Annotated in this window: 12 protein-coding genes; 5 read left to right on the top strand and 7 right to left on the bottom strand. The window is 38.6% G+C overall.

Annotated features, from left to right (window positions below; all coding sequences use genetic code 11):
* Nucleotides 1-263 precede the first annotated feature (263 nt).
* Nucleotides 264-1,745 (bottom strand): proline--tRNA ligase, encoded by a 1,482-nt coding sequence (gene proS, locus EGN73_RS00600; RefSeq protein ID WP_219286098.1) that lies wholly within the window; start codon nt 1,743-1,745, stop codon nt 264-266.
* Between the two features lie 128 nt (nt 1,746-1,873).
* Here proS and EGN73_RS00595 point away from each other — a divergent pair, with 128 nt between their 5' ends.
* The 3 genes from EGN73_RS00595 to EGN73_RS00585 all read left to right on the top strand — a co-directional run bounded on the left by EGN73_RS00595 (nt 1,874) and on the right by EGN73_RS00585 (nt 6,926).
* Nucleotides 1,874-3,301, top strand: coding sequence for a hypothetical protein (locus tag EGN73_RS00595; RefSeq protein ID WP_219286097.1), 1,428 nt, complete (start codon nt 1,874-1,876; stop codon nt 3,299-3,301).
* Between the two features lie 83 nt (nt 3,302-3,384).
* Complete coding sequence (locus EGN73_RS00590; RefSeq protein WP_219286096.1) at nt 3,385-4,875, top strand: OmpP1/FadL family transporter; 1,491 nt, start codon at nt 3,385-3,387, stop codon at nt 4,873-4,875.
* 455 nt (nt 4,876-5,330) lie between these two features.
* On the top strand, nt 5,331-6,926 hold the full coding sequence (locus tag EGN73_RS00585) for a hypothetical protein (protein WP_219286095.1): 1,596 nt from the start codon (nt 5,331-5,333) through the stop codon (nt 6,924-6,926).
* A 13-nt stretch (nt 6,927-6,939) separates the two neighbouring features.
* Here the strand turns inward: EGN73_RS00585 and EGN73_RS00580 are convergent, their stop codons facing one another.
* The 3 genes from EGN73_RS00580 to EGN73_RS00570 are packed head-to-tail and all read right to left on the bottom strand — an operon-like array spanning nt 6,940 to nt 9,108.
* Nucleotides 6,940-7,467, bottom strand: a complete 528-nt coding sequence (locus EGN73_RS00580; protein ID WP_219286094.1) for a shikimate kinase — start codon at nt 7,465-7,467, stop codon at nt 6,940-6,942.
* A gap of 2 nt (nt 7,468-7,469) precedes the next feature.
* Nucleotides 7,470-8,570, bottom strand: coding sequence for a BT_3928 family protein (locus tag EGN73_RS00575; RefSeq protein ID WP_219286093.1), 1,101 nt, complete (start codon nt 8,568-8,570; stop codon nt 7,470-7,472).
* The gene (locus EGN73_RS00570) at nt 8,563-9,108 is read right to left on the bottom strand and encodes a DUF1599 domain-containing protein (protein ID WP_219286092.1); all 546 of its coding nucleotides are present in this window, start codon (nt 9,106-9,108) and stop codon (nt 8,563-8,565) included. Before EGN73_RS00570 ends, EGN73_RS00575 begins: the two co-directional genes overlap by 8 nt.
* A gap of 14 nt (nt 9,109-9,122) precedes the next feature.
* Here EGN73_RS00570 and folP point away from each other — a divergent pair, with 14 nt between their 5' ends.
* Nucleotides 9,123-10,007 carry a dihydropteroate synthase gene (gene folP / locus EGN73_RS00565; RefSeq protein ID WP_219286091.1) on the top strand — a complete coding sequence of 295 codons (885 nt, stop codon included), beginning with the start codon at nt 9,123-9,125 and terminating at the stop codon, nt 10,005-10,007.
* Nucleotides 10,004-10,885: a diadenylate cyclase CdaA gene (gene cdaA / locus EGN73_RS00560; RefSeq protein ID WP_219286090.1), complete on the top strand. Its 882-nt coding sequence runs from the start codon at nt 10,004-10,006 to the stop codon at nt 10,883-10,885. Before folP ends, cdaA begins: the two co-directional genes overlap by 4 nt.
* Nucleotides 10,886-10,925: 40 nt before the next feature.
* On the opposite strand, the gene EGN73_RS00555 is transcribed toward cdaA, so the two are convergent.
* From EGN73_RS00555 to EGN73_RS00540, 3 genes are read right to left on the bottom strand one after another with little or no spacing between them, the layout of a single operon-like run.
* A complete protein-coding gene (locus tag EGN73_RS00555; protein WP_219286089.1) occupies nt 10,926-11,804 on the bottom strand; it encodes a YicC/YloC family endoribonuclease in 879 nt (292 codons plus the stop codon).
* 17 nt (nt 11,805-11,821) lie between these two features.
* Nucleotides 11,822-15,451, bottom strand: coding sequence for a biopolymer transporter Tol (locus EGN73_RS22450; protein ID WP_246611404.1), 3,630 nt, complete (start codon nt 15,449-15,451; stop codon nt 11,822-11,824).
* Between the two features lie 48 nt (nt 15,452-15,499).
* Nucleotides 15,500-16,543, bottom strand: coding sequence for an NAD(P)/FAD-dependent oxidoreductase (locus EGN73_RS00540; RefSeq protein ID WP_219286088.1), 1,044 nt, complete (start codon nt 16,541-16,543; stop codon nt 15,500-15,502).
* Nucleotides 16,544-16,588 lie beyond the last annotated feature (45 nt).

Here is a 16,588-nt window from a genome sequence, read left to right as displayed (position 1 = left end):
AGGTTTTTTTATATTTAGTTCATTTTATTAACTCTTTAGATGGGAAGCACATAGATTTTTACTTTTTTTTCGTAGTCCTAGTTTGTCATATTAACAGATCAGGTTAATCAAGCCGGGTTTACAAATCAAAACACCTTAAATTTTTATCGTTCCAAAAAGAAAACTGACAGCTTTTTTCTTGTCATTTTATAACTGGACAAAGTAATGTAAACTATTAAAATGAGTTCTGTGACCAAACTATCCCATTCCCGTTTATTCTGAATTTAATATGCTTTGGCAAACAAAACCCTTCCTTTTGAAGGCTTGCCTGAAAACACACATTGGCCATCTTCATCCTCACGATCAATAGGGATACACCTGATAGTAGCTTTTGTAAGTTCCTTGATTTTGTCTTCGGTTTCCCCGGTACCGTCCCAATGGGCAGAAATAAATCCACCTTTGCTTTCCAAAATTTCCTTAAACTCCTCCCAGGAATTCACCTCGGTGGTCATTTCTTTTCTAAAGCTAAGTGCCTTTGTGTAAATTGAATTCTGTATTTCCTCCAATTTATCAAAGATATAATCTTCCAAATTCACCTCAGAAAGATTCACAGTTTCTTTGCTCAAAGTATCTCTTCTGGCCAGCTCAATGGTATTGTTTTCCAAGTCCCTCGGTCCCATGGCAATTCTCAAAGGCACACCTTTCAATTCATATTCGGCAAATTTCCATCCTGGTTTATGCGTATCTCTGTTATCAAAGTGAACGGTAATACCTTTTGACCTTAGCTTGGTCATGATTTCTTTGGCTTTTTCTGAAATTTTAGCCAGTTCCTCATCTCCTCTATAGATAGGCACTATCACCACTTGATTGGGAGCAAGTTTGGGAGGAAGCACGAGTCCATTGTCATCTGAGTGGGCCATGATCAAAGCCCCCATCAAACGCGTACTTACACCCCAGGATGTTCCCCAAACGTATTCCAGTCCTCCTTCTTTAGTGGCGAATTTCACGTCAAAAGCTTTGGCAAAATTCTGACCAAGAAAATGGGAAGTCCCTGCCTGAAGTGCCTTACCATCCTGCATCAGCGCCTCGATACAATAGGTATCTTCAGCTCCAGCAAACCTTTCATTTTCGCTTTTGATACCTCTTACTACAGGCACAGCCATATACTGTTCGGCAAACGCCGCATACACTTCCATCATCTGAACTGCTTCATCCACTGCCTCCTGTTTGGTAGCATGGGCAGTGTGTCCTTCTTGCCATAAAAACTCCGCAGTTCTAAGGAATAGCCGAGTTCTCATTTCCCACCTTACCACATTGGCCCACTGATTGACCAATAGAGGCAAGTCTCTGTAAGACTGTATCCAATTTTTATACGTACTCCAAATGACGGTTTCCGATGTAGGTCTAATAATAAGTTCTTCTTCCAGCTTAGCGTCAGGATCTATTACTACTTCCTTTCCATCCTCAGAGTTTTTGAGACGGTAATGGGTCACCACCGCACATTCTTTGGCAAACCCCTCTACATGGCTTGCTTCTTTGGAAAGATATGACTTTGGAATAAAAAGCGGGAAATATGCGTTCTGATGTCCAGTCTCTTTGAACATCTTGTCCAGTTGGGCCTGCATTTTTTCCCAGATAGAAAAACCATAGGGCTTAATGACCATACAACCCCTTACCGGAGAATTTTCAGCCAGATCTGCTCTTTTAACTAACTCATTATACCATAAAGAGTAATCTTCACTTCTTTTTGGCAATCCTTTGCTCATAGTGTTTTTGTTGAATTCAAAAATCTAGTTATCTTCGCTCAATACTGCGGGAGGCAAATATAATTTAAAATTTAATAACCCTCTCTTATATGGTCCGTATAAAGTAGTAGTCAGTAAAACCAATCACAATGAAAAACCTCAATCACATCCTCACACTTGGAACTGGAGCTATGCTTCTGCTAGCATCCTGTAGCACCAGCTACAATGCTATGAGAGGTGGCGAAACAGATGACCTGTATTTTATGGCATCTGATGCTCAAGTCGCTACAGAATTTGCAGTTTCAAACAACAACCCTCAAAATTTCCAAAGTTTAAGTACAATTTCATCTGATGAATTTGATCAGGAAAACTTTTCTGCAAGAAATGTAAACCCTGAATACTTGGCCAGATACCAGTCTACTACTTCCAACCAAGAAGAAGGAACTGTATATTTTGACGAAAGTCAGGGTGAGGAAAATAATCCGAACATCAACGTTTACAATAATTTCTACGGATCAGGCGCAGGTCTACCTGGACAAGGCTTCAACCAAAGCAGATTCAACCTTAATTTAGGTTTCGGGATGGGTTTTGGTGCACCGATGTGGGGTTGGGGAGGCCCTATGATGGGAATGGGTTTTGGAAATCCATGGATGATGGGAGGTTTTTATGACCCATTCTGGGATCCTTTCTGGGGACCTAGCATGATGGGTTGGGGTATGAGACCAGGTTTTGGCTGGGGCATGGGTCCTAGATGGGGCATGGGATGGAACTCCATGTGGGGCATGAACATGGGCTTCGGCTGGGGCGGTGGCTTCGGTTGGGGTATGGGCATGCCTATGATGGGCGGCTGGGGCATGGGTCCCGGTTGGGGATGGGGCGGAAGACCTATCTTCGTCACTCCAGGTTATCCGGGTGAAGCAGGAAGGCAAATCGTAAGAGGAGCCAGACCTACCAGAGGTGCAGGTACTGCTGTAGGTACTAGTGGATTGGCCTCTTCCAATTATCCCGCTACAACAAGAGCTGCAAGAAGAGATGCGGCAAATACTGCCACTTCTACAGGCAGATCAGGATTAGTTCCTTCTACCAGTAGAAATGCCAATAGAGATTTTGGGACTTCCCAAAATGAATACGTAAGACAAAATAGTAGAATTGCAAACACTTCTGCCAGTCCGGGTGTTAGGAATACAGGCTCTGCTGCTGCAACAAGACCTAGTTCAAGAACTGGGATCAACAATGCGAGGCCTGCGTATAACACTAACACTAGACAGAATGCTAGAAGTGCATATACAGCTCCTTCAAGAGCAAATACGCAAAGAAGTACAATGGGTACCAGAAGTACAAGTCCTTCTTACAATAGAAGCAATGCCGGTACTTACAACAATAACAGAATGGCTCCATCAAGAAGCATGAGCCCTTCAAGAAATCAGATGAGCTCTCCGAGCAGGAGCAGTTCTCCAGCCATGAGAAGCGCGCCAAGTAGAGGCAGCAGTGGTGGAGGTTTCAGCAGCGGCGGCGCTAGCCGTGGCGGCGGAGGCGGAATGAGCTCCGGAGGATCACGAGGAGGAAGGGGGAATTAATTCCCCCTTTTTTTTGCCAACTTATTACCTTAAAGGCATATTATTTGAGAAAACATATACTCAGTCAACAATTCTGATTTTATATGATATCAACCAAAAAGCTATTATTTGCTACATCCTTTTTTCTATTGTCTGCGGGTTTTTCTTTGGCCCAGACAAGTTATTTCGAGGATGCTTTAAGATTTAGTAAATATTATTCAACAGGTTCTGCTAGAATTTTAGGATTAGGGGGTACACAAATATCACTCGGAGGGGATATTTCTAATATACATTCCAATCCAGCCGGATTAGGATTTTTTCGGAAATCAGAGTTCAGCCTGTCACCTTCTTATAGCATTGCTCAATCTCAAACAACCTTTTTAGGACAACTGCAAAACGACAGAACTCCAAATTTTTCATTACCAAATCTTAGTTTAGCCTTGAGTAGTCCTAAAGGACCACTTGAAGCTGGATCTTTTCGAGGTGGAACCTTTGGTATAAGTTTTAATCGCATTGCTAATTTTAATAATCAGTTCGGTCATTTCTCAACTCAAAACAATCAGAGCTCACTGCTTGATTTTTACATAAGTCAATATAATGCATTTGGAGAACCCCCTCTTGGTGCTACCGATGGATTAGTCCTTGATATTGAACTAGTTCAAGGAAATGAAACAGATGGTTTTTTCAGAGATCCATTGTACGCAATAGGACAGCCATTAAGTGATGAAATAATAATTACTGAAGGTGGAATTTCGCAGACATCAATATCTTACGGAGCCAATTTTGACAACAAACTTTTTATAGGTGGAGGTATAGGGTTACAATCAGTCAACTTTTTTCAAAATAGGATTTTTGGTGAAGAATTTAGAGATTCTGATGGGATTCGATCCTTAATTTATTCCATTGAAGATAACACTCAAATTAATGGCTTTGGAGCAAATATAAATTTGGGATTAATTTACAAACCAATTGAAACTATTAATTTAGGATTGAATTTCAAAAGTCCAACCTGGCATAGACTTAATAAAGAAGTGGATGCTAATATTATTGGGGAATTTTATGATTTAAATGGTCAACTAGAATTTTCAGAAAGAGAGTTTAGCAATATAGAATTGAGTACGAATAGTTTAAGAACCCCAATTTTTGTAAGTGGTGGGGCGACTTATTTCTTTGGTAAAAATGGCTTCATTAGTGCTGATATAGATTATATTGATTATAGCCAAAATCGAATTAATTCTAGAGATTTTGATCCTACAATAGATAATTTTGAAATTTCAAATTCTCTCGGACAAACAATAAATTACAGAATAGGAGGTGAATATAGGTTAAATTTTTGGAGACTAAGGGCGGGCTATGCTTTTTATGGAGACCCTACGATTGACCAAAATTTTGATAGAAGCCTAATACAATTCTCAGGTGGTTTAGGAGTTAAATTAGAGAAGTTTTACGTGGATTTCGCATTAATTAATTCGACTTCTGAAAATCCATATTTTTCATATTCGTTATTTAATAATTTGGGAAATAATATTGGACCTTTAAGTACAATAAGAAGGAATGTAAATCAAGGATTATTGACTATTGGTTTTAATTTCTAATTGAACAAAATAAATAGATATTAAGAAGTCTATTCATTATGAGAATTTAATGAATAGGCTTTTTTTTTTTGCAAAATTACCTTGCATAACGTATTCAATTCTTAAAAGAGTTTTTAAATCCAATTTTTTCAAGATTGAATATTCCTCTATCAAGAAATTGAATTAATTTATTCTATATCAAAAAAATCATTTGAAATGCAACAATTTGCTTTTCATTTTTCAGAAAAAATTTAAAAAAAATAATTCCCTTGTCATTTTTCGATAAATCAGCTTCAAAAAGCTAATTCTTTTTAATTAATTATTATTTTCAACATATTTTATAGTTTGAAATAAAAAAATCATTATGTGTAACATAATAAAAATCAATAATTATAATTTTATTATTATTTAAAATTACTTTAGTTATATTTAATATGTTTTTTTAACTTTACAGCTATTAAAAACATTAATTTATTATGAAAAAATTATCTAAAATCATTCTAATTGCAGTAGCACTATTCACGCTTTCATGCGAACAAGATTACTCAGACAACACGGAGTTTAAGAAAAAAGAAATTCAAATTAATGAAAAAGAAGCTAAAATAACATTTGCACTGGCACTTAGAAATGCAATTTTCAACGAACCAGAGTTAAGGAATCTCATAAAGGAGGAAGCATTAAAGATGTTTAATGGTGATTATGATATTCTTTATCATACCTTCAAAGAAACTTTAATGAAATCAGGTAAAAGTGTGCATGAGACAATTTTAGATTATTCTGAAAATAGAGAAAAAACAAATTCAGCCATCCAAAACCTTCCTTTACTTACAATTCTAGTCCCTGACTTAATAGATTTTACCGCTTTTGATTGGGACTCAGAAAATGAACTTGTAGACATAGCTATAGATGATGTTAATGATAGAAAAACAGCTATTACTGCAATTAGTAGCGATGGAGAAAAGTATGAAATACCCAGAGGGTACCAACCTGCATATCCAATCATAGTAATCAAAAACAATGAGAGAATTATCTCATCAAGTGATACTCAAATAAAAAACTATAATAATCTAGGTGATTTAGTATTAAATTTAAATGGTGAATCTTATTTCATAACAGACAATAACTATAAAACTAAAGATATTAATCACAACTATGAAAATGAAGCCATTTCAAGAATAGAAACAAATTCAAGTTATTTTAGAGTCGGTTTACTTTCTGATTATTCGCATATTATTAATGCAATTGAATCAGAAGTAGAGTGGCAACGCGACAATATTTACTATGGCCTAGACGCTTCCCAAAATATAACAAGAGGCCCTTTGAATAGAAAATACATGGAGGTCATAACAGGCATGAGATTCAATTTTCCACCTGCGGATTTTAATTTTATAAGCAATAGCCCAGAGGACCCATCTCCAACTGGAAATGACCAAATGATAAATATACTACCAGAATGGACTGACGGCTATTTTGATTTTGAGATAAATGTCTTAATTACGACCCCAACAGGTCAAGAAAAATATGTTAGATCTTTTTCCTTAAAGCCATATGAATTATTTAATATTAAATACCGAATTGAAAATGGTGGAAGAGGTCGAACATTTAGAATATTTGAAGGTATAAGCGAAGAAGCTCCCACTGTATCTTTAAATATTCCTATAGAAGATTGGAATTTTGAAAGATATGGAAATACTTGGAAGTTTGTTATAATTGAAAAAGACCCTGATATAAAAACTACAATAACGACAACCAATCAAACGAAAATTGGAACTAATTTTGAATTCGGGGAAAAAGTCGGGTTTAAATTCGGTGCAACAGGGGAAATCACTGAATCGGAATCTTTTGCAATAGAAACGACTCAATCTTCAGATTTATTAGGTGAAGCAAGATTACATTTTGAAGACCCTATCTTTCTTAACTACACGATCAGCAATGGAAACTGGCCAATTGGATGCGGTGGACGTAATAGTCCTCCATGTGAATTAATAAATACCCAAATAATTACATACGAACCTTATACAGTGACGACAGGTAGATTACACCTTATAGTAGAACCTATCGAGCTTAGATAAATTTAAAAATCTTTTATCTAAAAAACGACATCAGTTCAGATATCAAAAGCTCAGTGGAAATATCATCTCCGCTGAGCTTTATTTTTGCTTTCAAATAGTAAGCTTCTCTCTGGGCCAAAAGATTTTTGATTTTAAGGATCATTTCACCTTCATCCATTCCGGCAAACATAGGCCGTTTCCCAGCTTGATCTTTAAGAAGCCTTTTTAAGAGTTCCTCATTGGTAACTTCTAAATACACTGACACGGACTTTTCATTAATCAAGTCCATATTATCGTTGAAACAAGGAGTTCCTCCACCAGTGGAAAGCACAAAACCTTCAACTCCATCGAGTACTTTTTCAAGGTAGTCGGTTTCTAATTCCCTAAACCTGCCCTCTCCCTCTATTTCAAAAATTTCCCTTATGGATTTGCTCTCTTCATTTTCAATGGCCTCATCCAGATCTACAAAGGCGAAGTTCAGCTGTCTTGCCAATGCTTTACCAAAGGTTGACTTGCCGCTTCCCGGCATTCCTACCAATACTATTTTGAGGGGCGTTCTCATCCTCATTGGGCATAGACCCCTATCACTTCCTCAGTATCCGGGGTATTCCTAAAATGATATTTCCTCAAGACTTTACCATCATCCAAAAGCATCAGGCCAGGATTGGACCTCATGATGGTCTTGATAACTGTAGCATCCGCTTGGTAGCCTCGTAGATCCCATCCACGCTGCTGAATAAAACCGTTGATTTCTTCTTGGGACGATGCCGCTACTACCAGTAGTTCAATTGGGCTTCCATTAAGGCCGGCTACCAAATCATCGTAATTATCCAATTGAGTGGTATTCATTTTCGAAATTGAGGTAATAAGTATCACGGCCTTTCTACCCATTAGAATTTCATCTGTAAAATCACCATCCTCATTCCAAACAGCAAAATCAGAGATTTTGGGAAGAGCATCTTCATTGATGAGCCGCATTTCCTTAAACTCATAAGAATCGTCCGAAGGATATTGGGTAAACACAAATTCCTCACCGTCTTTGGTCATCACATATTCATATTCCAAAGGAGCAGATGGCTGCATGGCTTCAGGAATATTTACTCCCTCTTTATACGCCCGGAAATCAATGAAAGGAAGATTTCTAATAGCAGTAATTGCCAAAGCTACCGAAAGCACCAAACTTATTCTGACAGACCATTTGGCCCAAGAAGGGCCCTCATTTGAAAAAGTATTCCTATATACAAATAAAACCCCTATAAGCACCAAGAGAATCACATCCTTGATAAATGACTCCCAAGGAGTAAGCTTGATCGCATCTCCAAAACAACCACAATCAGTGACCTTATTGAAATATGCCGAATAAAAAGTCAGAAATGTAAAAAACAATATCATCAAGCCCAAGGCCCAGACAGTAAATCTAAGCCTGACACCTAATATGAGCATTACCCCTAAGACTACTTCAGCCACCACCAAAAACACCGCTAAAGGCAGTGCTATATCCTTAAAAACATAAAAGAAAGAGGCTATATCATTGCTGAATACATCAAAATACTCCTCCAGCTTGATGGCTGTACCCACAGGGTCATTGACCTTAATCAATCCCGAGAAAATAAACAATCCCCCTACAAAGAGGCGGATAATAAACAGAACAGATTGTCTAAACATTACTTTTCAATTTGATTAAGCAGAATACGGCATAATTGATCATGTCCTGATAATTGGCTTCAATACCCTCTGACACGATTGTCTTACCCTGATTGTCTTCGATTTGTTTTACCCGGTAAAGTTTCATGAGAATTATATCGGTCATGGAAGACACCCTCATATCCCTCCACGCTTCACCATAATCGTGGTTTTTATTTTCTAATAGCCCTCTGGTCAAATCAACCCAACGATCATACAAAGGTTCGAGTTCTTCATAGGGAAGCTCAAGGCGATCATCTTCCTGCAAGGAAAGCTGTATCAAAGCAATGATACAATAATTGATGATCCCGATAAATTCATCTGCAATGGGGTCATTTACCTTTTGATTTCCCTTTTCCTGAATGGAACGGATACGCTGCGCTTTGATAAAAATCTGGTCCGTAATCGAAGGCAACCTTAGAATTCTCCAGGCTGTTCCATAATCTAATGTTTTCTTCTTAAAAAGTTCTTTACAAAGGCTGATAACTTCATTATATTCGCCTACCGTTTGCGTTTTCAAAGCTTCTTTATTTAATGTCTGGTCTTTTCAATAATTCTTCGGATTTCGAAGATATAGTATTTCCCCCAAAAAAAACACTCACTTGTAGAGGAAAGCTCGTTTTCTTGGATAAGCCCAAGATAATGGGAATTCTCAATGTGACACCTGACTCCTTCTATCAAGAAAGCAGGCTGGACAAAAATACTGATTTGGTCAAAAGACAAGCCAATAAAATGGTCCAAGAAGGTGCTGACATCCTTGATATTGGCGGCTACAGCAGCCGGCCGGGTGCTGATGAAGTAAGCCTACAAGAAGAATTGGACAGGGTAATCCCTGCGATTGAGGCTATCAGGGAAAGTCACCCAGACGTTCTTTTATCTATTGATACATTCAGAAGTCAGGTAGCAATAGAGGCAATTGCTTCCGGAGGAGATATGGTCAATGACATTTCAGCTGGACAGCTGGACCCTGATATGATACCTGCCGTAGGCCATCTTTCCGTCCCCTACATTGCCATGCACATGAGAGGCAATCCAAAGAGCATGCAAGAGCAGACTGAGTACGGAGACATCTTATTGGAAATCAGTAAATATTTTTCGGAGAAAGTTGAAGTCTGCTATAAAGCTGGCATAAAAGATGTAATAATTGATCCAGGCTTCGGTTTTTCCAAAACTTTGGAACAAAACTATTGGATTCTCAAAAATTTATCTTATTTTAAGAATATTCATACGCCGATTTTAGTAGGATTATCTAGAAAGTCAATGATATATAAAAAACTGGATTTGACACCTAAGGAATCGCTGAATGGAACTACAGCCCTAAATATGTTTTCTTTGATTCAAGGAGCGAACATTTTAAGGGTTCATGACGTGAAAGAAGCTAAACAAACCTTAACGCTATACAAACAACTTTACCCTTGAATTTACTCTTCAAAATAGGATTTTTAGATATTTCCATCGTGAATCTGATAGATATCACTTTGGTGAGTATCCTTATTTATCAGGTATATAAACTTTTGAGGGGAAGTGTAGCGATAAAAATCTTCCTTGGCTTTCTATCCATTTATTTGATTTACCTCATGGTAAGTGCATTGAGGATGGAATTACTTTCTATCATTTTGGGCCAGTTTATGGGGGTCGGTGTGATCGCCGCCATCATTATTTTTGCTCCTGAAATCAGAAAATTCCTTCTGATCATAGGAAGGTCATCTTTTCTGTCAAATGACAATATCTTGCAGGAATTATTGTTTTGGCGAAAAAGAGAAACCCAAGCTTTCAATATCAACCCTATTATAGAAGCGGCAAAAAGTCTGTCCGGGACAAACACTGGAGCTCTAATGGTCATTTCCAGTAATTCGGAACTGAAATTCTATGCAGAAAGTGGTGACATTCTTGACGCATTGGTATCTAAAAGGTTGCTCATTTCTATTTTCAACAAATACAGCCCACTTCATGATGGAGCCGTAATCATACACAACGGAAAGGTAAAAGCAGCAAGGTGTATCCTCCCTGTCACGGAACGCGATGTACCAGCCCAATTCGGTCTTAGACACAGGGCTGCCATCGGAATGTCTGAAGCCACAGAAACCCTTGTCTTGATCATTTCTGAGGAGACAGGGCAAGTTTCACTGGCAAAAAACGGAAAAATATTGCATAACCTTTCTTTTCAGGAAGTACGGGAGTTTATCAATGATTATCTCACAGGAGTAGATATTGACGACAAGTTTGAGCCTATCTCGGCCTACGAAAGGAGGCAACTTAAAAAGCGTTCAGGCACAGGAAGCACCACTAATGTTTAAAAAAAGCAGGCAATAAACTTTATTGCCTGCTTTTTTAATTTTAAAGGATATTTAAAGATTGTTCCTTGATCTTTTCCAGTTCATCTTTCATCACAACTACAAACTGCTGCATTTTGGCATCATTGGCCTTTGAGCCAATGGTATTGATTTCCCTTCCAATTTCCTGAGAAATAAAGCCTAGCTTTTTTCCTTGGGCATTTCCCTCTTCCATATTTTTAAGAAAATAATCCAGGTGTGCTCCTAGCCTTACAATTTCTTCGGTGATATCTATTTTTTCGAAGTAATAAATCAACTCTTGCTCAAATCGGTTTTTGTCAAATTCATTTTCTTCCAACCAATCTTTGAAATTTGAGCTGATTCTTTCTCTGATTCTTTCTTTCCTAACTGGATCGAGCCTTTTTATTTCTTCCAAACCATTTTGAATTACATCTAGGTTTTCGCGAAACTTGCCAAGAAGGACATTTCCTTCATCCATCCTGAATGCGTCACAATTCACCAGGGCTTCTTCTATGACTTTTTTGATTAAATCCCAGTTGCCGGTATCAGACTTCTTCTCCACCACATTAGTGACCACATTGGCAGATTGTATGGCTAATTTGAAAAGATCTGCTACCTCTATCCCTACTTTATCAGCTAGGTTTTGGTACTTAAGGATATACGCTTCAAAAAGCTCCTCATTGATCTGAACAGGTAGGTCTTGACCTGATTTGTCCAAGTATTCAATGTTGAGATTCACCTTTCCCCTATCCAAAACCTTGGATACCAGATTTCGGATTTCTAATTCCTTTTCTGAAAGTTGCTTGGGGCTTCTGATATTGAGGTCTAAAAATTTAGAATTGAGAGTTTTGACTTCTACGCTTATTAGAACGTCTTCATCCTCATAACTGGCAGACCCATATCCTGTCATAGATTTGATCATGTCTTTTTAAGTAAAATTTAGAAATTATAGCCCAAGGTAACATAAAACCTTAAATCTTCCCTAGTATAATTTCGGACGGGCTGGGCCAAATCAAATTTGAAATAGTAATTAAGCAGAACTGTTCTTAATCCCGCTCCATAGCTTTGAAGCCAAGGGTTATTAAAATTATTTATCGTAATGGTAAATGGTGACCCAGGTGTAGTAATCACTTCTGTATTCTGGTCATTGACCCGTTCCCATGGCGCTGCATCATTCCAAGCAGATCCTATATCATAAAATCCAACCAACTGGAAGTTTTTGATAAAATTGGAGGTAATGTTCCCTCTGGACAGGTAAGAGAACAGTGGAATCCTCAGTTCTGTAGTGAAGGTCATCACATTTCTTCCCCGGATCTCATCAAAAGAGTATCCTCTCAAGTCCACAAATTCCGCAAAAAGAATATTGGAGTTTTCTACGGCATTTGGGTTGCGGACAGGAGACTCTTCAGGTCTGTTGGCCGGTGGGGAATAGAATTGGTTAAACAACCAATTGTCCATGCCACCAACAAGATAATTTTGAGGATTATTCCCAAAGAAGGAACCCGCATATAGCCTTGAAGCTAAGATGATATTTTTATGTATTTTTTGGTAGTTTCTTACATCTAAGTAAAAATTGGAAAAGGACCTGTCTCCCCTATTCAATCCCTGAAAGTGCGCATACCCAACTTTTCCTTTGAATCCTTGCTGCATGAACAATCCCAACTGATCGGTTTTGTCGATGACGAATTCCGCTCTACCACCTGCATATTGGACATCCAATCTGTTTTGCTCAGGAATGACTCCTCGGATGATGGAATCTGCGTTGAGATTAAAGAATTGGGTTCTCGCGATAAACGGTGCTACAGTAATTCGGGAATGCACATTCAATGGATAGGAAAGACCTAATTCGGCCTTATTCAACACATATCTTTGATTGAGATCCGGAGAAGTAAATACAATTGCCCTTCTATCAAACCTAAATCTGGCATCAATTCTTTGCTTTAGGTATTCATACTCGAAAAATATATCACTTCCCGATCTGAAATCAAGCGGGAACATCAAGCCTCCCTGAAAGGAATGGTTATCCAAAAGATCCGTCATTTTACCGGACAGCGACAAGCCAAACCCTCTCAATGGATCTACCACCCAGTCATTGCTCAAGCTGGTTGTGATAAATTGAGGCGTCATACGCCTTGGACCTGTCACTCGCTTTTGGGCACTTTGCCTTCGGAAATTCTCCAAAAGGTTACTTCTGGTTCCCAGTACTCCTTGTGTCCTACCTGTTTGTTGAGGCTGTGGACTCACAACAGGAATAGTATCAAAGGTGTAGTTATCTGTATCTACCCCAGCTCTCCTCTCAAACCGAAGCCTTTCTATATTGATACTTCCTGTCAGGCTTTGTGGCTGAGGAACAGTATCCTGTACGGATTCCTGTTCTGGAAGCCTTGGAGAAGGTGCTGGACTCGGAGATGTTGGCTGTTGGGTTCTAGGTGCCGGCGCGGACGCGGGGGGAATTCCCAACATCAAGTCCTCCAGTCTGATTTGCACTGTAGTATCTCTTGCAAGCTCTTGGGATTCTCCAGCAAGCTGTTCCAATCTCTCTTCTTGCCCTTCTATTTCTTCCTGTAGCTCTGATTCTGTAGAAAGCTCTTCCAGCTCTTCCTCGCTTAACAGCTCTTCCAATTGTTCTTCACTTTCAACTTCTTCTTGACCTTCCTCTGTTGCAGTAGCAGGTGTACGAAGTGGCCTTCTCATCCTAAGTTGTTCTATCGCTTCTGCCTGAGACTCCACAGACTCTGGTTCTGCCTGTGTTTGCGTTGGTTGCTCAGCTCTTCTTGTTGAAATTCTTTCACTTAAATTTTTGGCTTGCGTTAGCTGAACCCTTGGAGTACTCGGGGTAAACTGATCTGCATTGGAAAAAGACTCTATAATCAACCTGCTTTGGGATCCATCTCGCACAGCAAAAGCGATTCTATTAGTGGTAGATGAGTAATCAAACACCTCTATACTTCTGTTCCATGCTGAGACCTGACTTGCGATTCCATTGGAAATGGTGAGTCTCATGAGGTTATTGATACCACTTTGATCGCTAATCATCAACACGTTGTTAGAATTCAAGACCCTTGGTTTGACATTCCTGGTATTGAGGTTTGTAAGTTTTGTGGTTTTCAGGGAATCCAGAAGATCTACCTTGAACAAGTTGAAATAATTTGGCAACAGATTTACATCCGGAGTTCTGGTAAGAAGTGTGTCGGCAATTTCAGTGAAATTAGAGGAATAGATAACCGTAGAATCATTTAAAAAAACGGGATGAAGATTATCAAAAACATCATTGGTAAGCCTTCTGCCCTGTCCTCTGGTATTGAGTGTGAAAACATCTGATTTCCCATTGGCTATGGCTGACAACACCATATTTCTACCTGTAGAGTTAAAATCCAGACTTAAGATCTGGGTTATATTTCTAAGAAAAATCCTATCCTGAAAAGAACCATCTATCGCCCGTACCCTCAAAGCAGTGGTTCCTCTTCTGTTTGTTGCCAAGGCTAGGTTAAGGGTATCTCTCCAAGCAATTACTGGCCCTACAGTGTTGACAGGTAAATCATTGGTCCTTGAACCACCTGAAAAAAGAGTCCTCTCCGTACCAGAGGACATCTCCCTGATCTGAACCTTATATTTACCTCCATTATTAATTACATAGGCAAGATGTTTGGAATCAGGGCTGAACTTAATATCAGTAATTACACCGAAATGACTTGGGACAGTACTGGCAATTTCATTGGAAAAATTAACATCCTTGAATGTAGTAAATACCGGTTCGCTAGTAGATTCATAGAATAATCGCCACTGTTCGGTGAATGATTTATAATTTAATCCTATGGTATTGGCAATGCTGTTTTCTTCATTTCTATTTATTCTACTCAGGTTAAGTATACTGGACACATATCTTCTACCGTATTTCTCTACTATAAAATTCCAGATGGATTGACCCATCAGACTTGCCTCAATACCTTTGAGTCTGTGGATTTTTATGTTCTTATTGTTTTTGAAGTAGTGTCTTACATAATCATCCATCTCTCTGCTCCAACCATAAGCGAGATACCTGGCTGCTCCATCAATATACCATTCAGGGAAACTGTTGATCAGGTTAGATTGAAAAGCATCAGCTATGGTAGAGCCATAAAGCATTTCTTCAATGATGACCCTGGAAGTAGTATAGATCAAATCCTCCTTAAACTGATCCCAATTACCAGGGAACGCAACCTCTCCCAATAGTCTACTGAAAAATGTCTGGCCATCTATGGTAAACTCATCTTTATTGAGATTGAGATTGCTCTGTCTAATTTCATCTTTTGAGTTATAAATAAAAATCTTAGGCTTGGTATAAGCCACATAGCCTATCATCTGGGTAAGCCGGTCAAACTCGGCCTCCAGAAAATCTATCGCCATCCGGGCATTGTTGATTCCACCGTCATAATAATAAACCTCAAAATTATTGGAGGTATAGTGATACCACTCTATGTTTTTGTGCTGAACCCTGTTTTTACCAAAGCGCTCTCTCTCAAATTGCCCGAAAACCTGACCCATAGCCAAGATTAAAAATCCGATGATGAGGTAAATCCTACTTTTCATTCTTAGTATCCACTTGGATTTAAATATACTGAAAAATACTTTTTATGTTCATTTATACCGATTAATGTTTACTTCTTTTTGGGGTTCATTTCCATTAAGGAGCAAGTCAATCATCATTTTACTGAAATATGGTGCTAAAGAAACTCCTTTTGCACCCAGACCATTGAAGAGATAAACGCTGTGATGCTCAGGATGTTTTCCCAATAAAGGTCTTCTGTCTTTAGTAGCTGGTCTGATTCCTGATTTATGATGAATTATTTCAACACTTTTTTCCGGAATTAGCTTATCTAACTTTTCCATTAACTCATTTTTACCCCTTTCTGTTGGGCCAATATCCAAATCATGCCAAGAATATGTTGAGCCTACCCTTTTCAGACCATTTTCCAATGATATACGAAACACGCCTCTGTTTATGATGGATTCGGGTGAAAAATCTTGCTCCAAATCCAAAATTTCTCCTTTTACCGGTGCAAAAGGCATACTCTCAAAAAATCTGCTTTCCATCGCTCCAAGTCCGTTGCAGTAAACAACCCCTTTTGCCAGTACATCTCCATAACTTACACCATTCTGTTCAATTATAAGATTTTCTTCAAGGAACCTTTCTTGACGCAAAGCATTTTGCGACAGCAAATAATGCGAATAAGCATCCAAAAGAGCATTTATATCCAAAAATCCGGAGTTTTTCAAAAGTACTCCTCCATAAGGATTATATACATCTTCATATAGAGGACTGGTAAGTATCTTCTCTATGTAAGCTCCCATTCCAGGGTCTCCGCTGTGTCCCATCCATTCGTTTTGCTCTTCAATACTGAGAAATGGCCTGTAAATGTTCCTTTTGTGTAAGAGCTTAGTCTTTAGTAGTTTTTCTAATTTTTCATAAAAAAACTCAATCTCAGGAAAAAGCAGATCCGCCATCCAGGTCTTGACCATTTTCTTACCTGTTACCGGATTGTACAGTCCTGCTGCTATCCTACTGCTTTTATTTTGGGCAGGTGTATCCAAGACCAAAACCGATTTGCCCGCTTCCAATAGTCTGAAAGATAAAACCGTCCCGGCCAATCCTTGTCCAATGAGTAAAAAATCTACTTCCATGCCCAAAAATATATTCTTTCTTCGTTATTTTGACCCAAACAACTC

Source organism: Arthrospiribacter ruber (assembly GCF_019343195.1).
Classification (GTDB): domain Bacteria; phylum Bacteroidota; class Bacteroidia; order Cytophagales; family Cyclobacteriaceae; genus Arthrospiribacter; species Arthrospiribacter ruber.
Note: the sequence above shows the minus strand (reverse complement) of the source record. Positions and strands in the feature narration are given on the sequence as shown.

What these genes read in the sequence shown, in the direction of transcription:
- proS (WP_219286098.1), bottom strand. Translation starts at nt 1,745, where the DNA reads ATGAGCAAAGGATTGCCAAAAAGAAGTGAAGATTACTCTTTATGGTAT.
- EGN73_RS00595 (WP_219286097.1), top strand. Translation starts at nt 1,874, where the DNA reads ATGAAAAACCTCAATCACATCCTCACACTTGGAACTGGAGCTATGCTT.
- EGN73_RS00590 (WP_219286096.1), top strand. Translation starts at nt 3,385, where the DNA reads ATGATATCAACCAAAAAGCTATTATTTGCTACATCCTTTTTTCTATTG.
- EGN73_RS00585 (WP_219286095.1), top strand. Translation starts at nt 5,331, where the DNA reads ATGAAAAAATTATCTAAAATCATTCTAATTGCAGTAGCACTATTCACG.
- EGN73_RS00580 (WP_219286094.1), bottom strand. Translation starts at nt 7,467, where the DNA reads ATGAGAACGCCCCTCAAAATAGTATTGGTAGGAATGCCGGGAAGCGGC.
- EGN73_RS00575 (WP_219286093.1), bottom strand. Translation starts at nt 8,570, where the DNA reads ATGTTTAGACAATCTGTTCTGTTTATTATCCGCCTCTTTGTAGGGGGA.
- folP (WP_219286091.1), top strand. Translation starts at nt 9,123, where the DNA reads ATGTCTGGTCTTTTCAATAATTCTTCGGATTTCGAAGATATAGTATTT.
- EGN73_RS00555 (WP_219286089.1), bottom strand. Translation starts at nt 11,804, where the DNA reads ATGATCAAATCTATGACAGGATATGGGTCTGCCAGTTATGAGGATGAA.
- EGN73_RS22450 (WP_246611404.1), bottom strand. Translation starts at nt 15,451, where the DNA reads ATGAAAAGTAGGATTTACCTCATCATCGGATTTTTAATCTTGGCTATG.
- EGN73_RS00540 (WP_219286088.1), bottom strand. Translation starts at nt 16,543, where the DNA reads ATGGAAGTAGATTTTTTACTCATTGGACAAGGATTGGCCGGGACGGTT.